This is a genomic window from Sphingomonas sp. RS6 (assembly GCF_054489705.1).
Map to the genome: position 1 here is coordinate 300906 of NZ_JBTMWM010000002.1, position 20152 is coordinate 321057.

A 20152-nucleotide genomic window follows, 5' to 3' on the forward strand; every position below is an offset into this window, starting at 1 on the left:
CCGGATGCCCCCTTTTTCTATCGGGTGCGATCCTCGCACCGCTCGGGATGCTTGCGGCATTCCTTTTCGCGCTTGCGACGCTCGCGACCCTCTTTCGCTTCCTGTTCGCGCATCTTGCGGCCGTAGTTTCGATCCGCCTCATCCTGGCTGGTCGTCGCCCAGTCGGCCGCCTGCGCACCAGCCTTTACCGGCATGGTGACGACATCGGCCGCCGTCTTGACCAGGCAACCGCCGGCCATCAGCGGCAGGGCGATCAGGATCGGAAGCCGCAAACGCATCGAACACAGCCCTTATTTTTCGGTTGACGCGAGAAACCTATCGCGGGCTGCCACGCCAATGGAAGGAAAATCGGTGAAGAAGCCGTCGATTCCCGCGTCGAGGAAGGCGGCGATCTCGTCGGCCAGCCGCCCATGTTCGGCGGGATCGGTGCCGTTGCGATAGGCAGGCATCAGGAAGACATTCTCGGCGCGGAACGTCCAGGGATGGAGTTTCAGCCCCGCGGCATGGGCATCGGCTGCCAGCGTCGATGGCGTGCCGTCGCTGGCGATGATCTGGGTCAGTTCAGGCCCGATTCCATAGGCATAGGCGGCGATCGCCTTGAGTCCCGCCGGCGTCGTCATTTCCTTGTAGCTGGCATAGGCATGGTCTGCCGGACCCTCGCTGCCGGCCATCAGCTGGATCAGCCGCACCTTCGTCATCGTCTTGAGCCGCCTGAGGTTGTTGACCTCGAACGACTGGATGAACACCGGCGCGTCGGCGCGATCCCAGCCCGCCGCCTTCAGCGCGGCAACCAGCCGTCCCTCCAGCGGCAGGCCGATCGACGCGAAATAGCTGGGATGCTTGGTCTCGGGATAGATGCCGATCGTCCGGTGCAGCCGCGCCGATTCACGTTTCGCCAGCGCGATCACCTCGTCCAGCGTCGGGATGGTGGCCTGCCCGTCGAACGCCGTGTTGGCGGGGCGCAATTGCGGCAGGCGTTCCTTCGCACGCAGCGTCTTCAGCTCGGCCAGCGTGAAATCCTCGGTGAACCAGCCGGTGATGGTGTGGCCGTCGATCGTCTTCGTCGTGCGGCGGTCGGCGAATTCGGGATGCGCCGCCACATCGGTCGTGTCGGTGATCGCATTTTCGTGGCGCGCGACGAGCACGCCGTCCTTGGTCGGCACCAGATCCGGCTCGATCACATCGGCGCCCTGATCGATCGCGAGCTGATAGGAAAGCAGCGTATGTTCGGGCCGTTCGCCGCTCGCGCCGCGGTGGCCGATCACGATGACAGGTGGCATCGGTTTTTCCATTCGCTGATCCTGCCCGAACGCGGCGGCCGGCGCCATCAGCATCATTGCGACCAACAGCAATCTCGTCACGCAACTCTCCCTTCGCTACGGGGGTTAGGCGCGAGTTGTGACGGGAGCGGGTCAAATGAGTGAGAATGATATGGTGCTGGCCGCTGCCGACGCCTGGCGCGGGGCCCCGATGGCGCTCGCGACGGTCGTGTCGACCTGGGGCTCGGCGCCGCGCCCGCGTGGCAGTCACCTGCTGGTTCATCAGGATGGCCGTTTCGAGGGTTCGGTTTCCGGCGGGTGCGTGGAAACCGACATTCTGCAGCTCGCGGCCGAGGTGATCGCGGGCGCGCCAGCAACCGTCAGAGACTATGGCGTTGCGGACGCTGCGGCCTGGGAGGTCGGGCTGCCCTGTGGGGGCCAGATTTCGGTGCTGGTGCAGCCGGTTTCGGCCGATGGCTTTCCGCCCGAACTGTTCGATGCGATCCGGGCCGCCCGGGCCGAGGGGCGGCGGCTTGCGATCGGCACCGATCTCGCCACCGGGCGCAGCGCGATCGGCGAGCAGGGCTTCGTCAACCGATATGATCCGCCGCGCCGGCTGCTGATCGTCGGCGCAGTCCAGATCGCCCAGGCACTGGCGGGTCTGGCGCGCGAACTGGGGATCGCCACCACCGTGATCGATCCGCGCGGGCGGTTCCTCACCGAGACGCGTTTTCCCGGCGTGGCGCTCGACGATCGCTGGCCCGACGAGGCGGTGGCAGCGCTGCGCCCCGACGCGGCGACGGCGGTCGTGACGCTCAGCCACGACCCGAAGATCGACGATGCGGCACTGCTGGCCGCACTGGCGCACGAAACCGGCTATATCGCCGCGCTGGGATCGCGCCGCAGCCACGCCGCGCGTCTCGAACGGCTCGGCGCGGCCGGCATGTCACCCGAAAACCTTGCCCGGATCGAGGGGCCGGCGGGGCTCGATATCGGCGCACTCGGGCCGTCCGAAATCGCCCTGTCGATCGCGGCGGCGATGATCAGGCGATTCCATGCTGCGGCCTGAACAGACGGCGCTGCTGCTGCTCGCCGCCGGACGATCGAGCCGTTTCGGGGCGGACGACAAGCTGGCGGCGCCGTTTCTCGGCCAGCCGCTCGCTTTTCATGTGGTGACCGCGCTGGAGAAGATGCCGTTTCTCGTGCGGATCGCCGTCGTGTCGGGCACGACGCTCGACTTTGCGGCGCGCGGTTTCAGCGTCGTCGAGAATCGCGAGCCCGACGCCGGCCAGGCGCGATCGGTGGGATATGGCGTGGCGGCGGCGGAGGAAGCGGAGGCGGCGGCAGTGCTGATCGCGCTGGCAGACATGCCGCGCGTCACTGCCGCGCATTGCTATCGGCTGTTCGAGCCATCGGGCGATGAAACGAGCCTTGTCGCTTCAAGCGATGGCGTGCAGCCAATGCCCCCCGCGCTGATCGGCCGCAGCCATTTTGCCGAACTGCGTCGGCTGAGCGGCGACGCCGGGGCACGGCAACTGATCCGGCGCGGCCGCCATGTCGTGACAAGTCCCGAGGAACTGGTCGATATCGATACGCCCGACGATCTCGCGGCGCTGAGGGCCCGGTTCGATCCCGACGCTATTCGTGCCGCAACGCATCGATGGGGTTGAGCGCCGCCGCCCGGCGCGCGGGGAAATAGCCGAACACCACGCCGATCAGCGCCGCGATGCCGAACGCGATCAGGTTGATCTCGGGCACGAAGACCCATTCGACCTGCATCAGCGGCACCAGCACGGCGGTCATCGCCTGTGCCAGGATCAGCCCGATCAGCCCGCCCAGGCATGACAGCACCACCGCTTCGACCAGGAACTGTGTCAGCACCTCGCTGGCGACGGCGCCGATGGCGAGGCGGATGCCGATCTCGCGCGTCCGTTCGGTGACCGACACCAGCATGATGTTCATGATGCCGATGCCGCCGACGAGCAAGCTGATACCTGCGACGGCCGCAACGATGCTGGTCAGCAGCTGCGTGGTTCCGGTCAGCGTTGCGGTGATCTGGGCGGTGTCGAAGATATTGAAATCGTCTTCCTTGCCGCCGGTGATGTGGCGGCGATCGCGCAGGAGCGCGGTGATCGACGCCTGTACCGCGCTGTTGTCATAATTCTGGTCGACGCCGACCAGCATCGCCTTCAGGTCGCGACTGCCGGTGAAGCGGCGCTGTACCTGCTTGATCGGCATGATGACGACGTCGTCCTGGTCGCCGCCAAAGCCGGCCTGGCCGCGCGTCGAAAGCGTGCCGATCACGTCGCAGGTGACCTTGTTGAGTCGCAGCCGCTTGCCGACCGGATCGGCGCCGGCGAACACGTTCTTGCGCACCGTGTTGCCGACCAGGCACACACCCTTGCCGGCACTTTCCTCGTCATTCGTCCAGTGCCGCCCGCCGGTCAGCGGCCACGCCTGGACGCGGAAATAATCGTTTGTCGTGCCGTTCAGCGTGGTCGTGGCGTTGCCGCCTTCATAGACGGCGGTGACGCTCGACTGGGCGAACGGGGCAACGGCGGTGACGCCGGCGATCTGATCCCGGATTGCTTGGGCATCGGCTTCTTTAAAGTCTGCCGGAGCGGGGCCGCCGCCGCCGCGACCGAAACCCTGGCCGGGGCGGATCTGCAGAATGTTGGTGCCGAGCGCCGAGATCTGCTTGCGCACCGCCGCAGTGGTGGCGTTGCCCAGCGTCACCATCGCGACCACCGCGGCAACGCCGATGATGATGCCCAGCGTCGTCAGGAACGAACGCAGCTTGTGCCGTGCGATCGATCGGAGCGCGAGAAGGAAGGTGGTGCCCAGCATCAGGAAATCGCCTCGCCCTGTCCCTGGTTGGTCTCGATGCGTTCGACCAGGCCGTCCTTGAAATGCACGATCGTGTGCGCGAACGCCGCCATGTCGGGTTCGTGCGTCACCATCAGCACGGTGATGTTGCTCGTCTTGTTCAGATCGGTGAGCAGTTCCATGATCTCGATCGAGCGTTCGCTGTCGAGATTGCCGGTCGGTTCGTCGGCGAGAAGCACGTCGGGATTGGTCACGATCGCGCGGGCGATCGCCACGCGCTGCTGCTGGCCGCCCGACAGCTCGCCCGGCGTGTGATCCCACCAATCGGCGAGACCGACCTTGTCGAGCGCGGCCATCGCCGCGTTGCGGCGCTTCGAACGCGGATCGCCGCGATAAAGCAGCGGCAGTTCGACATTTTCGAGCGCCGTGGTGCGGGCGAGCAGATTGAAGCCCTGGAACACGAAGCCGAGATAGCGGCGTCGCAGCAGCGCGCGCTGGTCACGATCCAGGTTTTCGACATGCACGTTGCGGAACAGGAACGTTCCTTCGGTCGGCACGTCGAGGCAGCCGAGGATGTTCATCGTCGTCGACTTGCCCGAACCCGAAGGCCCCATCACTGCGACGAAATCGCCAGCGGCAATGTCGAGATCGATGCCCTTCAACGCTTGGAAAGCGGTCGCGCCGACACCATAGGATTTGGTGACACCCCGCAGCCGGATAAGCGGATCGGCATCATTTGCCACTGGCGCCTCCGCTGGCGCTGGCGCCGGTGCTGGAAAGCTGGCCGGTGATGACCTTCATCCCGGCCTTCAGCATGCCGCCGGTGACCTGGGTCTGGCTGCCGTTGGTCAGGCCGATCGTCACCTTGACCGGCTTCGGGGCGCCGTCCTCACCCAGGACATAGATGGTGTGTTCGGCACCGCGCGCCGTGCTCTCCGTCTCGCCGTTGCGCTTGTTTTCGGGGCGGCGAGGGCGGGGGATCAGCGCGCTGGCAAAACCGCCGCTCTGCGCGCCGGTGCCCGCCGCGCCGGTCTCGGGCTTGAACCGCAGGGCAGCGTTAGGGATCTGGAGCGCATTCGGGACCGACGCGGTGACGATTTCCGCCGTCGCGGTCATGCCCGGCCGCAGTTGGAGGTCGGCATTGGCGACGCTCAGGATCGCGGCATAGGAAATGACCGTCGACGAGCTGGACGAGCTGCTGCTCGACGAGCTCGACGAACTGCTGCTCGACGAACTCGATGCCGTCAGGCTCGAACCCTGGTCGACGCGGGTGATCGTTGCCGGGAAAGAGCGGCCCGGAAAGGCATCGACGGTGAAGCTGGCGGGCTGGCCGACCTTGACGCCGGCGACGTCGGCTTCGTCGACCGCGACTTCGAGCTTCATCTTGGACAGGTCTTCGGCGATCACGAACAGCGTCGGCGTGCTGAACGACGCGGCCACCGTCTGACCCGGCTCAATCTGGCGCGCGAGCACGATGCCGTTCACGGGCGAACGGATCGTGGTGCGCGTCAGCTGGGTCCGGCTCGACGAAAGCGATGCCTGCGACTGCGCCACCGATGCGCGCGCCGCTGCCAGATTGGCGATCGCGCGCTGATAGTTGGCGCGCGCGGTGTCGAGCTCGGTCTTCGCCGGAACGCGTCCGCCGGAAAGGCGGCTGACTTCCTCCTGCCGCGCGAGCGTCGCGCGCGTCTCTGCAACCGTTGCTTCATTCTGGCGGACCGAAGCGATTGCGGAGTTCACCGACGCTTCCGACTGGTTGACCGAGTCCTGGAAGGTCTGCGGATCGATCACCGCGATCGGCTGACCTTCGACGACGCGGTCGTTGACGTCGACCAGCACCTTGACGATCCGGCCCGAGATTTCGGAGCCGACATCGACCTGGTTGGTCGGCGCGAGGTTGCCCGTGGCTGAGACGGTAACCTTGAGCGGAGCGGCGACGACGGCTTCGGTCGCATAGGCGGCCTTGTCCCCGCCGCCGAAGCCGTGCATCGCGAGGAACGCCAGCAGCAGCAGGGCGGCTGCGATCAACCCCCGGATGAGCGGTTTGCGCCAGCGCGGCACCGGCTTGCTGCCAAGGAAGTCGTCGAGATTCGGTTGGGTCGCCATCAGCGGTCCTGGCTGGTTGTGGGGGCGGCAGCGGCCGCCCGGACGGTTTCAACGGAGGGCGTGGGTGCAGCGGAATCCCATCCGCCGCCCAGCGCCACGTAAAGCTGGATCAGCGCTGTCGCCCGATCGGATTGCGCCTGGGCGAGGTTGTTGCGCGCGGTGAGCAGCGTCGATTCGGCGGTGCTCAGCGTGGTGAAATCGGTCAGGCCGCTCTGATACTGGCTGCGCGACAGGATGGCGCTGATGTTGGCCGAATCGAGCGCGATCGCATATTGCCTGCTGCGTTCCTCGGCACTGGCCAGCGAGACGACCGCGTTCTCGGTATCCTCCAGCGCGGTGAGCACGGTCTGCTTGTAGCTGGCAAAGGCTTCGTCGGCGCTCGCCCGGGCGCTGCGCAGCTGCGAGCGGAGCCTGCCGCCGTCGAAGATCGTCTGGGTCAGCGAGCCGAAGAGCTGGCCGGTGATGGTATCGCCCAGCGTCCGGAACGCCGATGCGTTGGTGGTCAGGCTGCCGGTGATCGACAGGCTGGGATAGAGCGCCGCCGTGGCGACGCCGACCTGTGCGGTGGCCGATGCCAGCGAACGCTCGGCCGAACGCACGTCGGGCCGCTGGCGCAGCGTCTCTGCCGGGATGCCGATGCCCACCGTATCGGGGCCTTTCGGGATCGGCGCGGTGGCGGCGAGTTCGTCCTTCAGCGCGCCCGGGGCCTGGCCGGTGAGCACGCCGATCCGCGACACGGCGCTGTTATAGTTTGCCTCCAGCGTCGGGATCGTCGCGGCGGTGGTTGCGCGCTGGGTTCGCGCCGTCTCGGCATCGAGCGAGGATACCAGCCCCGCCTGCACGCGCCATTCGGCGATTTGGAGATTGTCGTCCTGGATCGCGAGCGACGCGCGCGCATTGGCGATCTGTGCCTGATAGAGCCGCGCGAGCACATAGTTGCGCGCAAGCTCTGATTCGATCGAAAGCAACGTCGCGGCATAAGTGAAGCCCGATGCCTCGTAGCTGGCGCGCGATACGGCGATGCTGCGGCTGACGCTGCCGAACAGATCGACCTGGTAGCTGGCGTCGAAGCCGAGCGAATAGCTGGTGGTGCCGCCCTGGCCGATCGACGTGACGGTGCCGTCGGAAAGGCGTGTGGTGGCGGTGCCGCCCTTGAGCGGTTCGCTGTGCGAAACGCTGCCCGAACTGGTGAGGCTGGGCAGCAGCGACGCGCGCGACTGGATCAGCGATTCGCGCGCGATCCGCAGCCGCGCCGCCGCCTGTGCGACGTCGAGATTGGCGCGTTGCGCCTGCTCGACCAGTCGGGCGAGCATCGGATCGTCGAATCGGTTCCACCATCGGGTGAGGTCTTCGCGCGCCTGCTGCTCCGCTGGCACCGACCACAGGTCGGGCACATTGAGCTGTGCCGGCGTGGCGGGGCGATAGTCGGGGCCGACCGAACACGCCGCGAGCGGCAGGACGGTGGTCACGGCAAGAGCAAGCGAACGTAGGCGCATCGCGAATAAATGGTTCGATTGTCCGGCCGACGCCATGGAATCTATGTCGCAAATTGTAACGGCTCCGTTCCACCCGCTTTCGTCATCGACGACTTGCGCACCGAGCGATCCCGCCCGTAGATGCACGCGACCAGGAGGGGTCTGATGAGCGAAAACACGGTTCCGGTGCCCGAAGCATGGGCGAAGCATGCCCGCGTTGATGCGGCTGGTTATGAGCGGCTCTACGGGCGCTCGCTTGCCGATCCGGGCAGCTTCTGGCTCGAACAGGCGCGCCGGCTCGACTGGATCAAGCGTCCCGAACTGGCGGGCGACTGGTCGTTCGACGAAGCCGATTTCCACATCAGCTGGTTCGCCGACGGCAAGCTGAACGTCGCCGCCAATTGCATTGACCGCCATCTGGCGAGCCGCGGCAACGACATCGCGATCCTGTGGGAGCCCGACGAGCCTGGCGAGGCGCCGCGCCGGATCACCTATCTCGAGCTGTATCAGGAGGTCTGCCGCTTCGCGAACGTGCTGAAGGCGCAGGGCGTGGGGAAGGGCGACCGCGTCACCATCTACATGCCGATGATCCCGGAGGCGGCGTTCGCGCTGCTCGCGTGCGCGCGGATCGGCGCGATCCATTCGGTGGTGTTCGCCGGCTTCTCGCCCGAGGCGCTGGCCGGGCGCATCGTCGATTGCGACAGCAACGTCGTCATCACCGCCGACGAGGGCCGGCGCGGCGGCAAGCGCGTGCCGCTCAAGGCCAATGTCGATGCCGCGCAGCAGCATGCGCCGGCGATGAAGCGCGTGATCGTCGTCAAGGCGACCGGTGGCGACGTGACGATGCAGCCGGGCCGCGACATCTGGTATCACGAGGCGGCAGCGGACGTGCCCGCCGACTGCCCGGCCGAGCCGATGGGGGCGGAGGATCCGCTGTTCATCCTCTATACCTCGGGATCGACGGGCAAGCCGAAGGGTGTGCTCCACACCAGCGGCGGCTATCTGCTCTGGGCGTCCTATACGCACGAACTGGTGTTCGATTACCGGCCGGGCCAGGTCTATTGGTGTGCCGCCGATATCGGCTGGGTCACGGGGCACAGCTATATCGTCTATGGCCCGCTGGCGAACGGCGGCACGACGCTGATGTTCGAAGGCGTGCCGAACTGGCCCGATGCCAGCCGCATCTGGCAGGTGGTCGACCGGCACAAGGTCGAGATCCTCTACACCGCGCCGACCGCGCTGCGCGCGCTGATGAAGGAGGGCGACGAGTACGTCACCCGCACCAGCCGCAAGACGCTCAAGCTGCTCGGATCGGTCGGCGAACCGATCAATCCCGAGGCGTGGCGCTGGTATCATGACGTGGTGGGCGAGGGGCGTTGCCCGATCGTCGACACTTGGTGGCAGACCGAGACCGGCGGCCACATGATAACCCCGCTGCCCGGCGCGGTGGCGCTCAAGCCCGGCTCGGCGACATTGCCGTTCCCCGGCGTCGATCCGCAGCTCGTCGATGGCGACGGCAATGTCCTGCACGGCGCGACCGAGGGCAATCTGGTGATCGCGCGCAGCTGGCCGGGGCAGATGCGCACGCTGTGGGGCGATCACGATCGCTTCTTCCAGACCTATTTCACCACCTATCGCGGCAAATATTTCACCGGCGACGGCTGCCGCCGCGACGGCGATGGCTATTACTGGATCACCGGCCGGGTCGACGACGTCATCAACGTCTCCGGCCACCGCATGGGCACGGCCGAGGTCGAAAGCGCGCTGGTGCTGCACGACAAGGTGGCCGAGGCGGCGGTCGTCGGCATGCCGCACGACATCAAGGGTCAGGGCATCTATGCCTATGTGACACTCAACGCCGGCATCGAGCCGAGCGAAGCGCTGCGCAAGGCGCTGCGCGACTGGGTCCGCAGCGAGATCGGCCCGATCGCCACCCCCGATGCGATCCAGTTCGCGCCGGGCCTGCCCAAGACGCGCAGTGGCAAGATCATGCGGCGAATCCTGCGCAAGATCGCCGAAGGCGACGTCTCGTCGCTGGGCGATACCTCGACGCTGGCCGATCCGGCGGTGGTCGACGATCTGCTGGCCAACCGCATCGGTTGACGACGGGCGGGGCGGCCGCGCGCGCCGCCCCAAATCGCGATTGCGGCGGCGGGGACACGGCGTTATCGTCCGATAATACACTATTCGAGGTATGCCCCCATGAAGATTTGTCGTTCGCTGCTGCTTGCGGGCAGCATGGCCGTGATCGCCGTCGCAAGCCCCGGCTTCGCGCAGACCGCAGCGCCGCGCTATGGCAGCTTCGGCATCGATCTGACCGCGCAGAAGCAGGGTGTGAAGCCTGGCGACGATTTCTGGAACTATGCGAATGGCGGCTGGGACGCGCGGACCGAGATCGCGGCCGATCGCGCATCGGCCGGTTTCGGCACGCAGCTGTCGATCGAGGCCGAAACCAACGTGCGTGGCATCCTCGACGAAATGGCGAAGAATCCCGCCGCCTATGGCGCCAGCGGCAGGCAAATCGGCGATTTCTACGCCAGCTGGATGGATACCGCCGGGATCGAGGCGCGCGGCACGGCGCCGCTCAAGCCCTATCTGGCCCGGATCGACGCCGTGCGCGACGCGGCCGGATTGCAGGTGCTATTCGCCAGCGTCGGCTATGCCGCGCCGGTCGAAATCGGAATCACGCCCGGGCTCGCCGATCCGACGCATTACACGGCGGCGGTGGGGCAGGGCGGCCTTGGCATGCCGCGCGATTATTATCTGAACCAAGGCGCAAAGTTCGACGAGATCCGCAAGGCGTATCGCGCCTATGTCGAGCGGATTCAGTCGCTTGCCGGCATCCCGGACGCCGCCGCCAAGGCCGATGCGATCGTCGCGCTGGAAACCGAAATGGCGAAGGTGCAGTGGTCGCCCGAGCAGAGCCGCAACATCGCCGCGCTCAACGATCCGCAGTCGATCGCCGGGCTGAAGGCCAAGGCGCCCGAGTTCGACTGGGCGCTGATGCTCAAGACTGCCGGCGTCGAATCCTCGCCGCAGATCCTGATGACACAGAACACCGCGATCACCGCGCTGGGCAAGATCTTTGCCGCGACGCCGATCCAGCAGTGGAAGGACTATCTCGCCTATCGCTTCGTCAGCGACCATGCGAGCTATTTGCCCAAGGCTTTCGACGATGCCCGGTTCGACTTCTATTCGAAGACGCTGTCGGGCGTGCAGGAGCAGCGTGAGCGCTGGAAGCGCGGTGTCCAGCTGGTCAACGGCGCGCTGGGCGAAGCGGTCGGCCAGGCTTATGTCGCCAAATATTATCCGCCAGCCGCCGAGAAGCAGATGGGCGAGCTGATCGAAAATCTGCGCGACGCCTATCATGATCGGATTTCGAGCGCATCATGGATGGACGATGCGACGCGCAAGGCCGCGCTCGCCAAGTTGGCGGCATTCGAGCCGCGCGTCGGTCACCCGGACAAATATATCGACTATGCCTCGCTGAAGGTCGCGCGCGACGATCTGCTCGGCAACGTCATGCGTTCGGGCGAGTTCGAGCATCAGCTGGAACTGTCGCGTTTCCCGAAGCCGGTCGATCGCTCGCTTTGGGCGATGACGCCGCAGACGGTGAACGCCTATTACAACCCGCTGTCGAACCAGATCACCTTCCCGGCTGCGATCCTTCAGCCGCCCTTCTTCGATCCCAATGCCGATCCGGCGGTGAACTACGGCGCGATCGGCGCGATCATCGGCCACGAGATGGGGCATGGATTCGACGATCAGGGCGCGCAGTTCGGCCCGACCGGCAAGTTCGAGAACTGGTGGACCCCCGCCGCCAAGACGGCGTTCGCCGCGCACACCAAGGCGCTCGCCACGCAGTATGACGCCTATGAACCGGTGCCCGGCACGCATATTAACGGTGCGCTGACGCTGGGTGAGAATATCGGCGATCTCGGCGGGATCGAGGCGGCCTATGCCGCATATCAGAAGTATCAGGCCAAGCATGGCGCGGCGAAGGTGATCGACGGGCTGACCGGCGATCAGCGCTTCTTCCTGGCCTATGCCCAGGCCTGGCAGACCAAGGTGCGCGAGAACGCGCAGCGGCAGGCGCTGCTCACCGATCCGCACTCGCCGGCGATGTTCCGCGTCAACGGCATCGTCCGCAACGTCGATGCCTGGTACAAGGCGTTCGACGTCAAGCCCGGCGACAAGCTGTATCTGGCGCCGGCGCAGCGCGTGCATATCTGGTAACGGCAACGGCCCGGCGCCATCGCCGGGCCAAGGCGCAAACAAATGCGCCCGGCCATGAGTTGCGCAACGTGCAACTCATGGCCGGGCGCTTTGCATTTGCGCTTGCCGCAGGGCGCGACCACATGCCCGCCTCCGCTGCACTGCAGCGAATCCGATTTCTAGAGGCTGTGATGTTTTCTCTGCTTGCACTGTATCTTGCCTATCGCCGTCAGACGGCCGCGCCGGTGGCGAAGGTCTTCGAGCGCGCGCCGGCTGTTGCCGGGACGCCCGCTTACGAACAGCTGCCACTGGCAGCCTGACCGGAACTCGTTCGCCCTCTTCCCCCTCGGGCGAACGACAGGGGCGCCGCAGTCTCCCCCATTATGCGGCGCCCCGTCCCCCTTTGACGGCGCTTATTTGACGCCGTGCATCCAGCGCTTGAGCGGCCAGCTGAGCACCAGCAGCACCAGCCCCAGGCCGATCGCCCATTCGGAGATCAGCGTGAACACGCTGAGATAGGTCTCCAGGCTGACCTTCAGGTTGGTGACCTGGCCGCCGACCGTCTCGACGCTGGCGAACTGCGCGATCACGCCGGCGACATATTGCGCCACCGAGATCGACAGGAACCACACGCCCATCATCATGCCGACGATCCGTGCGATCGACAGCTTGGTGATCATGCTGAGGCCGACCGGCGAGATGCACAGTTCGGCGAAGCTGTGGATGAAATAGAGCCCGGCGAGCCACCAGACGGAGACCTTGAAGCTGGTATCGGCCCAGGCCGCGCCCCAGACGAGGAACAGGAAGCCTCCGCCGACCGCGACCAGCGCGATCCCGAACTTCACCGGGATGCTCGGCTCCAGCCCGCGCCGTGCCAGTCCGCTCCACAACATCGACATCAGCGGCGCCAGCAGCACGATGAAGATGGCGTTGAAGCTCTGCGTCTGTCCCGCCGTCATGGTGAACCAGCCGAACACCGACAGATCGGTGTTGCGATCGGCGAACAGCGTCAGCGACGAGCCCGCCTGTTCGAACAGCGTCCAGAACACGACGTTGAAGACGATCAGCACCATCGCCGCCATCATCATCTGGAACTCGCGGCGGTCGCCGGCGAAGAACGACCAGATCAGGATCGCCGGCACGCCGATGATGAAGGTGCCGAACAGCAATTTGCCCATCAGCGACAGCGACTCGACATAGCCGAGCAGCCCCGATCCGGCGGGTGCCGGCTCGGCAGCCATCAGGTTGATGTAGAGCAGGTAGAAGAGCGGGATGACGCACAGCGCGCCGACATAGATCAGCAGTTGCTGACCACGGCTCGCCGCCTTTGCCGGCGGCTCGCCGATGCCGTCGAGCCGGCCGCCGTCGAGCTGGATCAGCCCCCAGGAAAACAGCATGCCGATCGCCGCAAGGCCGAAGCCAGCCCACCAGCCGACTGCCACCGCCAGCCACGGGCACAGCGCCTGCGACAGCATCGAACCGAGATTGATGCCCATGTAGAAGATGGTGAAGCCGGCATCGCGGCGTGAATCGCCCTTGGGATAGAGCTCGCCGACCATCGTCGAGATGTTCGGCTTGAAGAAGCCGTTGCCCACCGAGACCATCGACAGCGCGATCAGCAGCACCATCACGTAGAAGGGGCTGCGATCCGCCTCGGATTCGAACCCGCCCTTGGCGATGGTGCGAACCGCCTGGCCGTTTTCGATCAGCGTGATTGAGCCGTCGTCATTGCCCTTGATCAGCTGCTTGTGCCCATCGGCGAGCACATAGCGCTGTTCGCCGGCCGCGCTCTGTTCGATCGAGACTTCGTATCGCTGCCCGTCGATCTTTGCATAGGGGGTGGCGGTCTGACCGCCGAAGCACAGCACGAAATAGCCGACCGACATCAGGATCGCGCCGAACTTCACGGCACGCTTCGATCCGAGGAACTGGTCGGCCAGATAGCCGCCGATCAGCGGGGTGAGATAGACCAGCGCGGTGTAGCCGCCGTACAGCCCCGTCGCCTCGCGGTCGCCGAACAGGAAATGCTGGGTGAGGTAGAGCGTCAGCAGCGCCCGCATGCCGTAGAAGCCGAAGCGTTCCCACATCTCGGTGGAGAACAGCCGGGCGAGCTGGCGTGGGTGGCCGAACCAGGTTTTTTCGTCAGCGGGGTTTACGTGGGAGATATCCGGCTCTGCCGGGGAATCGGCAGTGGGTGTTTTGACCATGCAGATTGTCGTCCTGAAAGTGGGTGCCGGGCGCCTGCGGCCCGGTGCATGGGGCGCCAGACTAGAGCCTGTCACGCGCGTGTAAAGTCGCGCGGCTTGGCGGCGGCGGGACGGCGCCCTAGATGAGCGCCATGACCTTCAACGATCGCACGACGCCGCTCTCGCTTCTACAGACCCGCCGTTCGGGCAAGCCGCGCGACCTGGTAGCGCCCGGGCCCAGCCCCGAACAGCTCGACCAGATGGTCGCGATCGCCGCACGAACGCCGGATCACGGCAAGCTTGCCCCCTGGCGGTTCGTGATCGTGCCGGATGAGACGCGATCCGTGCTGGCGGACCGGCTGGTCGCGATCCTGCGCGCGGAAAATCCCGACGCGAGTGCGCGCGACGAGGAGGCGGCGATCCAGTTCGCCACCCAGGCGCCGGCGCTGGTCGTGGTGCTCTCGGCGCCGGTCCAGCCGCACAAGATTCCGCTGTGGGAACAGGAGCTTTCGGCCGGCGCGGCATGCATGAATCTGCTCCACGCCGTCCATGCGATGGGATTTGCCGGCGGCTGGCTGACCGGCTGGGCGGCCTATTCGGATGCGGTGCGCGACCTGTTTGGCGGGGAGGGCGAGCGGATCGCCGGGTTCGTGTTCATCGGCACCCCGTCGCGCCCGCTGGACGAACGGCCACGCGGCGAACTGGCGCGGATCGCCCATCGGTGGAATCCCTGAGTATGGACTCGCCGGGTATCTGCTGTATTATGGCAGCATGACAGCCCTGGAGCACGAAGACAGTCCCGTCTATCTCAAGCTGCGCGCGATCATCGCCGCGGCGATCCTGCGCGGGGAATATCGCGCGGGGGATCAGCTGCCGTCGGTTCGCGCGATGGCGGCCGAACATGGGGCCAATCCGCTGACCGTCGCCAAGGCCTATCAGAGCTTTCAGGACGATGGCTATGTCGAGGTTCGGCGCGGCGTCGGCATGTTCGTCCTGCCCGGCGCGGTCGAGCGGCTGCGCCTGGCTGAGCGCGAGCGGTTCCTCAGCGGCTATTGGCCGCGCGTGAAGGAGCATATCGCGCTGCTCGGGCTCGATGCCCGCGAACTGCTCGATGGCAGCCGCGAAATCGCCTGAACCTTCGGGCAGCTGGCGACGCACGGTCGCCGGCTGGGGCGCCTTTCTGGGCGCGATCTTCCTGTTCCAGAGTGCGGTCGCGCGGCCCTATTACATCCCGTCGGGCTCGATGATGCCGGCGCTGCGTACCGGCGACCGGCTGGTGGCGACCAAATTCCCCTATGGCTTTTCGCAGGCGTCGCTGATGGTGCATGGCACCCGCATCGCCAAGACGCGCATGCTGGCGCGCGACCCGCAGCGCGGCGACGTGGTGATCGTCGTGCGACGCAGCGACGGCGCCGATCTGATCAAGCGCGTGATCGGGCTGCCGGGCGACAGGCTGGCGGTGCGCGGCGGGCAGGTGATTCTCAACGGCCGTCCGGTGCCGCGGCGGGCGATCGGCCATGCGATGATCCCGGTCGACGCGGCGGTGCCGTGTGATGAAGGGCCGCTCGCCGCGTTCCGCAAGCCCGGGCCGGACGGTCGCCTCTATTGTAAGCCGCCACTCTATCGCGAAACGCTGCCGAACGGCGTCAGCTATGACGTGATCGATCTGGGCAATGCGCGATTGCCCGGCGGCTATTTCAGTCCGGGAGACGATTTCGGGCCGGTCACGGTGCCGGCAGGGCATGTATTCCTGATGGGGGACAATCGCGACCAATCGGCTGACAGTCGCTTTTCGTTGAGCGACATGGGACTTGGGGGGGCGGTGCCGATCGAGACCCTTGCCGGACGCGCCGAATTCGTCACGCTCAGCTATGATGGCGAGGGATCGTGGCTCAACCCGCTCGCTTATGTCAGCGCGATCCGCTGGGACCGTAGCGGCAGTTCGCTGCGGCCGGCCAAGGCGCAGTGAGCACTGCCGCCCAGTGGGGCGTCGCTGCGGCGATCCTGCTCGCGATTCCGTTTCTGATCCGCGTCGCCCGCCGGAACAGCCGGGGCAGGGCGGGCGCGGCGATGCTGTTGATCGGGCTGGCGTTCGGACACCTGTTCGATCCCGCCAAGGGCGAAGCGACCGAGCAGATCGAAAAGCGGCGCCAGCGGCGCGAAGAAGCCGGCCACGACGGCGCCTAGCGCGTTTTCACCCTGGGTCAAAGCGCCCTAGATAATTGGTTGCCGCATTTTCCGAGTCGTTGACTGTGCACGGTCAACTTGAAAATGCGCTAGCGCCAGCTGGGGAACCACATCCAATAGTTGAACGACTGCGCATCCGCGAGCGGCGCCGCGGACAGCACCGGGTAGAAATAGCCGAAGCAGACCAGCGACAGCGCGACGAACCATTCGTCCCAGCCGCGATCATGCCCGCGATCGAAATGGTCGAACGTCACGGCCAGCACCAGGCAGATGAAGATGCCGGACAAGTGATAATAGTAAAAGAAGCCGAGCGATTTCGGGATGATCGCGTAGATCGCGACCGACGCGGTCCACAGCAGCGCCATCGCCAGCGGGCGTATCGCGCGGCTGCGGAACCACGCCGCATAGCCGGCCAGCACGGCGACCAGCCCGCCCCACATGATGACGGGATTGCCGATCAGCAGCACGCCGCGCTGGGCACCCATATCCCATTCGTAGAAGAACCAGATCGGCCGGATCATCAGCGGCCAGCTCCACCAGTCCGACTGGTAGTTGTGCGGCGGCAGCACCTGGGTCTGCGCCGCGTACATCGCCCGCTGGAGGCTGAACAGGCCGGGCAGGTCGATCGCGTCCCGCACATAGAAGAATTCAGGGGCAAAGGTTGTGAAATAGACCGGGATGCTGACGCCGCCGAGCAGCACCAGTGCCACGATCGTCGACAGGCCCGGCCAGTGCGGCTGATCGCCTGCAAACAGCGCCGCAGACAGTGGCCGTTTTGCGCGGCGGGCATCGACGATGCGGATCGCGACGAACGCGAGCGCCACCATCGCGACATAGGGGGCCGCCGACCATTTCACCGCCGTCGCCAGGCCCATCAGCGCGCTGCCGAAGATCCAGCGCCACAAGGCCTGCCTTGGCGTACCGCGCATCGCCCAGAGCAAAAATACGAACGCCCAGATCAGGAAGGCGCCGAGGAAAACGTCGAGCATCGCCGTGCGCGCCTGGACGTAGAGCGTCTGATTGAGCGTCACCAGCGCGGCACCGACCAGGGCTGGCCGCATCCGCCCGCGCATCAGCAGCCACAGAAAGGCGAACACGCCCAGCACGGTGGCCGTGCCGGCGATCGTCGGGAACAGGCGCCAGCCGAAGGGATTGTCGCCGAGAATGTCCATGCCGGCGCCGATCAGTTCCTTGCCCAGCGGCGGATGTTCGATGTTGCGCGGGCCTGACAGCTCGATCAGCGCCTCGGCCGCCGGCACATAATGTACCTCGTCGAACATGATCCGGCTCGGCTGGTCGATATGGATCGTGAACAGCGCCTGGACGGCGATGCCGATCAGCAGCGCGACGAGGACGGGGCGGGTGCGGAGAGCCTTGAGGCGAGCGAGCATGATCGCGCTCCTAGCATCGCCATCTGCACCCGGGGAGAGGCGATGTGCGGCGAAAGGTTGACGCCGCCCGCCCTGCCGCCGCAAAGCGAATCCCATGAAGCGTCGTACCGGACAGGATCCCAGCGTCACCCGCAACTGGAAGCCCGCGACTCAGGCGGTGCGGGGCGGCACCTCGCGTTCCGAGTTCGGTGAGACGAGCGAGGCGCTGTTCCTTACCTCGGGCTACGCCTATGACTGCGCGGGCGATGCCGCCGCGCGCTTCGCCGGCGAACAGGCGGGGATGACCTATTCTCGGCTCCAGAACCCCACGGTGGAGATGCTGGAGCAGCGCATCGCTTTGCTCGAAGGCGCCGAGGCGTGCCGGACGATGGCGACCGGCATGGCGGCGATGACGGCGGCTTTGCTCTGTCAGGTCAGCCAAGGCGACCATATCGTGCAGGGCCGTGCCGCCTTCGGTTCGTGCCGCTGGCTGACCGATACGTTGTTGCCCCGATTCGGCGTCACCACGACGACAATCGACGCGCGTGACCCGCAGCAGTTCGAGGATGCGATCCGCCCGAACACGAAGATCTTCTTCTTTGAAACCCCCGCCAACCCGACGATGGACGTGGTGGATCTGGAAGCGGTGTGCGCCATTGCGCGCAAGCACGGCATCACCACGGTGGTGGACAACGCCTTCGCCACCCCGGCGCTGCAGCGGCCGATGGACTTTGGCGCGGATGTGGTCGCCTATTCCGCCACCAAGATGATGGACGGGCAGGGGCGCGTGCTCGCCGGCGCCGTGTGTGGCACCGAGGACTTCATCACCAATACGCTGCTGCCCTTCACCCGCAACACCGGCCCGACGCTGAGCGCGTTCAACGCCTGGGTGGTGCTGAAGGGGATCGAGACGCTGGACCTGCGCATTCGCCGCCAGAGCGAGAATGCGCTGAAGGTGGGCAGCTTCCTGGAACAGCGGGTGCCGCGGGTGAACTTCCCCGCGCTGCCCAGCCATCCGCAGCACAATCTGTTCATGCGCCAGATGGCCGCTGCCGGCCCGATCTTCAGCTTCGAGGTGGATGGCGGCCGTGCCCAGGCGCACGCGCTGCTCGACGGCCTCGCACTGATCGACATTTCCAACAATATCGGCGATTCGCGTTCGCTGATGACGCACCCGTCCTCCACGACCCACTCCGGCTTGGCCGAGGAGAAGCGGCTGGAGATGGGCGTGACCGAAGGCATGATTCGCATCAATGTCGGCCTGGAAGACGCCGACGACCTGATCGCCGATCTCGACCAGGCGCTGCGGGGCGCCGGATTGTGAAGGCGCTGTTCACCGACGAGGCGACGACGCGCGGCGTGGTCGTCCGCGTGTCGGTGTCGTACCTGCCCGAACAATCGGAACCGGCGCGCGGGCGCTGGTTCTGGGCATATCATATCCGCATCGAGAACGAAGGCCCGGTGGCGGTACAACTGCTCACCCGCCACTGGATCATCACCGACGGGCGCGGGCTGCGCCATTCGGTGGAGGGCGAGGGCGTGGTCGGCGAACAGCCGATGATCGCGCCGGGTGCCAGCTTCGACTATGTCTCCGGCTGTCCGCTTTCGACGCCGACGGGCGCGATGCAGGGGACCTATCACATGATCGCCGAGGACGGCTCGGCGTTCGACGTCGCCATCCCGCGATTCTCGCTGATCGCGCCGGCCGTGACGGGCGAGCAATGAAGCGGACGCACCTTCCCCTGAACGGCATGCGCGTGCTCGATGCGGCCGCGCGGCACCTGTCGTTCACCCGCGCGGCCGACGAACTGGCGGTAACGCCTGCCGCCGTCGGCCAGCAGATCCGCGCGCTGGAAGATACGCTGGGCGTCGTGCTGTTCCGCCGCACCACCAAGGGCCTGGAACTGACGCCGGAGGCGGAGGCCGGGCTGGCGGCGCTGCGCAACGGCTTCCTCCAGTTCGAGGAAGCAGTGCGGGCGATGCAGGCGGGGCAATCCTCCAAGTCGCTGACCATTGCCGCCCCGCGCGACCTGACCGCCAAATGGCTGATGCCGCGCTTGTCCGACATCGCCCGCGCCGATCCCGAGCTGCGCTTCGTGTTGGTGCCGGCCGACGACGCGCTCGATTTCACCGAGGCCAATCTCGATCTGGCGATCCGTTGGGGCGAAGGGCCGGGCGAGCATGAGGGCGAGGCGCTGGAAAGCGACGGGATGGTGACGATCGAGCGGCCCGGCGGCGGCATTGACGGCCGGATCGGCTGGCCGGGTTGCACCGACGACGACAGCGCGGCGTTGGTGCGCGTTGCCGATGCCGGCCTGGCGATCGACGCGGTGGCGCAGGGACTGGGCCGCACAACCGTGCCCGAGTTGCTGGCGCGCGGTGATGTCGAGGCAGGCCGCGTCGCGATCGTCGGCGAGCCCCGTGCCTCTCGCCTCGGCTATTGGCTGGTCGCCCCGCTGCCCCAATGGCGCCAGAAGAAGGTGCAGATGCTGGTGGAAGCGCTGGGCGGGTGAGCTCAGGCGGGCACG

Annotated in this window: 20 protein-coding genes; 12 read left to right on the forward strand and 8 right to left on the reverse strand. The window is 66.4% G+C overall.

Features of this window, described 5'->3' with window-relative positions; genetic code table 11:
- Positions 1 to 17: 17 nt before the first annotated feature.
- Together ACX40Y_RS06125 and ACX40Y_RS06130 are read right to left on the reverse strand one after the other, a co-directional pair.
- Positions 18 to 278: a hypothetical protein gene (locus ACX40Y_RS06125; RefSeq protein WP_459118661.1), complete on the reverse strand. Its 261-nt coding sequence runs from the start codon at positions 276 to 278 to the stop codon at positions 18 to 20.
- 12 nt (positions 279 to 290) lie between these two features.
- Positions 291 to 1337: a glycerophosphodiester phosphodiesterase gene (locus ACX40Y_RS06130; protein ID WP_459118877.1), complete on the reverse strand. Its 1047-nt coding sequence runs from the start codon at positions 1335 to 1337 to the stop codon at positions 291 to 293.
- A gap of 79 nt (positions 1338 to 1416) precedes the next feature.
- Here ACX40Y_RS06130 and ACX40Y_RS06135 point away from each other — a divergent pair, with 79 nt between their 5' ends.
- Together ACX40Y_RS06135 and ACX40Y_RS06140 are read left to right on the forward strand one after the other, a co-directional pair.
- On the forward strand, positions 1417 to 2328 hold the full coding sequence (locus ACX40Y_RS06135) for an XdhC family protein (protein WP_459118662.1): 912 nt from the start codon (positions 1417 to 1419) through the stop codon (positions 2326 to 2328).
- Positions 2315 to 2929 (forward strand): NTP transferase domain-containing protein, encoded by a 615-nt coding sequence (locus ACX40Y_RS06140; RefSeq protein WP_459118663.1) that lies wholly within the window; start codon positions 2315 to 2317, stop codon positions 2927 to 2929. The genes ACX40Y_RS06135 and ACX40Y_RS06140 overlap by 14 nt, the downstream gene beginning before the upstream one ends.
- On the opposite strand, the gene ACX40Y_RS06145 is transcribed toward ACX40Y_RS06140, so the two are convergent.
- From ACX40Y_RS06145 to ACX40Y_RS06160, 4 genes are read right to left on the reverse strand one after another with little or no spacing between them, the layout of a single operon-like run.
- Positions 2898 to 4106 carry an ABC transporter permease gene (locus ACX40Y_RS06145; protein WP_459118664.1) on the reverse strand — a complete coding sequence of 403 codons (1209 nt, stop codon included), beginning with the start codon at positions 4104 to 4106 and terminating at the stop codon, positions 2898 to 2900. The genes ACX40Y_RS06140 and ACX40Y_RS06145 overlap by 32 nt on opposite strands.
- Positions 4106 to 4828 carry an ABC transporter ATP-binding protein gene (locus tag ACX40Y_RS06150; protein WP_459118665.1) on the reverse strand — a complete coding sequence of 241 codons (723 nt, stop codon included), beginning with the start codon at positions 4826 to 4828 and terminating at the stop codon, positions 4106 to 4108. The genes ACX40Y_RS06145 and ACX40Y_RS06150 overlap by 1 nt, the downstream gene beginning before the upstream one ends.
- Complete coding sequence (locus ACX40Y_RS06155; protein WP_459118666.1) at positions 4818 to 6191, reverse strand: efflux RND transporter periplasmic adaptor subunit; 1374 nt, start codon at positions 6189 to 6191, stop codon at positions 4818 to 4820. Before ACX40Y_RS06155 ends, ACX40Y_RS06150 begins: the two co-directional genes overlap by 11 nt.
- Positions 6191 to 7687 carry an efflux transporter outer membrane subunit gene (locus ACX40Y_RS06160; RefSeq protein WP_459118667.1) on the reverse strand — a complete coding sequence of 499 codons (1497 nt, stop codon included), beginning with the start codon at positions 7685 to 7687 and terminating at the stop codon, positions 6191 to 6193. The genes ACX40Y_RS06155 and ACX40Y_RS06160 overlap by 1 nt, the downstream gene beginning before the upstream one ends.
- Before the next feature lie 144 nt (positions 7688 to 7831).
- Here ACX40Y_RS06160 and acs point away from each other — a divergent pair, with 144 nt between their 5' ends.
- From acs to ACX40Y_RS06175, 3 genes are all read left to right on the forward strand, one after another.
- Entirely contained in the window at positions 7832 to 9769 is a 1938-nt protein-coding gene (gene acs, locus ACX40Y_RS06165; RefSeq protein ID WP_459118668.1) for an acetate--CoA ligase, read from the forward strand.
- Between the two features lie 99 nt (positions 9770 to 9868).
- Complete coding sequence (locus ACX40Y_RS06170) at positions 9869 to 11902, forward strand: M13 family metallopeptidase (protein WP_459118669.1); 2034 nt, start codon at positions 9869 to 9871, stop codon at positions 11900 to 11902.
- Positions 11903 to 11979: 77 nt separating this feature from the next.
- Positions 11980 to 12201 carry a hypothetical protein gene (locus ACX40Y_RS06175; protein WP_459118670.1) on the forward strand — a complete coding sequence of 74 codons (222 nt, stop codon included), beginning with the start codon at positions 11980 to 11982 and terminating at the stop codon, positions 12199 to 12201.
- A gap of 93 nt (positions 12202 to 12294) precedes the next feature.
- Here ACX40Y_RS06175 and ACX40Y_RS06180 read toward each other — a convergent pair whose 3' ends face one another.
- On the reverse strand, positions 12295 to 14088 hold the full coding sequence (locus ACX40Y_RS06180; protein ID WP_459118671.1) for a peptide MFS transporter: 1794 nt from the start codon (positions 14086 to 14088) through the stop codon (positions 12295 to 12297).
- A gap of 131 nt (positions 14089 to 14219) precedes the next feature.
- Here ACX40Y_RS06180 and ACX40Y_RS06185 point away from each other — a divergent pair, with 131 nt between their 5' ends.
- The 4 genes from ACX40Y_RS06185 to ACX40Y_RS06200 are packed head-to-tail and all read left to right on the forward strand — an operon-like array spanning position 14220 to position 16254.
- Positions 14220 to 14801 carry a nitroreductase family protein gene (locus ACX40Y_RS06185; RefSeq protein ID WP_459118878.1) on the forward strand — a complete coding sequence of 194 codons (582 nt, stop codon included), beginning with the start codon at positions 14220 to 14222 and terminating at the stop codon, positions 14799 to 14801.
- Positions 14802 to 14838: 37 nt separating this feature from the next.
- Positions 14839 to 15201: a GntR family transcriptional regulator gene (locus ACX40Y_RS06190; RefSeq protein WP_459118672.1), complete on the forward strand. Its 363-nt coding sequence runs from the start codon at positions 14839 to 14841 to the stop codon at positions 15199 to 15201.
- Entirely contained in the window at positions 15179 to 16036 is an 858-nt protein-coding gene (lepB, locus tag ACX40Y_RS06195; RefSeq protein WP_459118673.1) for a signal peptidase I, read from the forward strand. The genes ACX40Y_RS06190 and lepB overlap by 23 nt, the downstream gene beginning before the upstream one ends.
- A complete protein-coding gene (locus ACX40Y_RS06200; protein ID WP_459118674.1) occupies positions 16033 to 16254 on the forward strand; it encodes a hypothetical protein in 222 nt (73 codons plus the stop codon). Before lepB ends, ACX40Y_RS06200 begins: the two co-directional genes overlap by 4 nt.
- Positions 16255 to 16343: 89 nt before the next feature.
- Here ACX40Y_RS06200 and ACX40Y_RS06205 read toward each other — a convergent pair whose 3' ends face one another.
- Positions 16344 to 17645, reverse strand: coding sequence for a phospholipid carrier-dependent glycosyltransferase (locus ACX40Y_RS06205; RefSeq protein ID WP_459118675.1), 1302 nt, complete (start codon positions 17643 to 17645; stop codon positions 16344 to 16346).
- Positions 17646 to 17739: 94 nt separating this feature from the next.
- Here ACX40Y_RS06205 and ACX40Y_RS06210 point away from each other — a divergent pair, with 94 nt between their 5' ends.
- Genes ACX40Y_RS06210 through ACX40Y_RS06220 form a run of 3 tightly spaced genes read left to right on the forward strand, consistent with a single transcriptional unit; the run spans position 17740 to position 20137 of the window.
- Positions 17740 to 18948, forward strand: coding sequence for a trans-sulfuration enzyme family protein (locus ACX40Y_RS06210; RefSeq protein ID WP_459118676.1), 1209 nt, complete (start codon positions 17740 to 17742; stop codon positions 18946 to 18948).
- Positions 18945 to 19349 (forward strand): Co2+/Mg2+ efflux protein ApaG, encoded by a 405-nt coding sequence (apaG, locus tag ACX40Y_RS06215; protein WP_459118677.1) that lies wholly within the window; start codon positions 18945 to 18947, stop codon positions 19347 to 19349. Before ACX40Y_RS06210 ends, apaG begins: the two co-directional genes overlap by 4 nt.
- Entirely contained in the window at positions 19346 to 20137 is a 792-nt protein-coding gene (locus tag ACX40Y_RS06220; protein ID WP_459118678.1) for a LysR family transcriptional regulator, read from the forward strand. Before apaG ends, ACX40Y_RS06220 begins: the two co-directional genes overlap by 4 nt.
- The last annotated feature ends 15 nt before the right edge of the window (positions 20138 to 20152 follow it).

Coding starts and splice junctions, on each gene's coding strand:
- ACX40Y_RS06125 (WP_459118661.1), bottom strand. CDS start 278: ATGCGTTTGCGGCTTCCGATCCTGATCGCCCTGCCGCTGATGGCCGGC.
- ACX40Y_RS06130 (WP_459118877.1), bottom strand. CDS start 1,337: ATGATGCTGATGGCGCCGGCCGCCGCGTTCGGGCAGGATCAGCGAATG.
- ACX40Y_RS06135 (WP_459118662.1), top strand. CDS start 1,417: ATGAGTGAGAATGATATGGTGCTGGCCGCTGCCGACGCCTGGCGCGGG.
- ACX40Y_RS06140 (WP_459118663.1), top strand. CDS start 2,315: ATGCTGCGGCCTGAACAGACGGCGCTGCTGCTGCTCGCCGCCGGACGA.
- ACX40Y_RS06145 (WP_459118664.1), bottom strand. CDS start 4,106: ATGCTGGGCACCACCTTCCTTCTCGCGCTCCGATCGATCGCACGGCAC.
- ACX40Y_RS06155 (WP_459118666.1), bottom strand. CDS start 6,191: ATGGCGACCCAACCGAATCTCGACGACTTCCTTGGCAGCAAGCCGGTG.
- ACX40Y_RS06160 (WP_459118667.1), bottom strand. CDS start 7,687: ATGCGCCTACGTTCGCTTGCTCTTGCCGTGACCACCGTCCTGCCGCTC.
- acs (WP_459118668.1), top strand. CDS start 7,832: ATGAGCGAAAACACGGTTCCGGTGCCCGAAGCATGGGCGAAGCATGCC.
- ACX40Y_RS06170 (WP_459118669.1), top strand. CDS start 9,869: ATGAAGATTTGTCGTTCGCTGCTGCTTGCGGGCAGCATGGCCGTGATC.
- ACX40Y_RS06175 (WP_459118670.1), top strand. CDS start 11,980: ATGGCCGGGCGCTTTGCATTTGCGCTTGCCGCAGGGCGCGACCACATG.
- ACX40Y_RS06180 (WP_459118671.1), bottom strand. CDS start 14,088: ATGGTCAAAACACCCACTGCCGATTCCCCGGCAGAGCCGGATATCTCC.
- ACX40Y_RS06185 (WP_459118878.1), top strand. CDS start 14,220: ATGACCTTCAACGATCGCACGACGCCGCTCTCGCTTCTACAGACCCGC.
- ACX40Y_RS06190 (WP_459118672.1), top strand. CDS start 14,839: ATGACAGCCCTGGAGCACGAAGACAGTCCCGTCTATCTCAAGCTGCGC.
- lepB (WP_459118673.1), top strand. CDS start 15,179: ATGGCAGCCGCGAAATCGCCTGAACCTTCGGGCAGCTGGCGACGCACG.
- ACX40Y_RS06205 (WP_459118675.1), bottom strand. CDS start 17,645: ATGCTCGCTCGCCTCAAGGCTCTCCGCACCCGCCCCGTCCTCGTCGCG.
- ACX40Y_RS06210 (WP_459118676.1), top strand. CDS start 17,740: ATGAAGCGTCGTACCGGACAGGATCCCAGCGTCACCCGCAACTGGAAG.
- ACX40Y_RS06220 (WP_459118678.1), top strand. CDS start 19,346: ATGAAGCGGACGCACCTTCCCCTGAACGGCATGCGCGTGCTCGATGCG.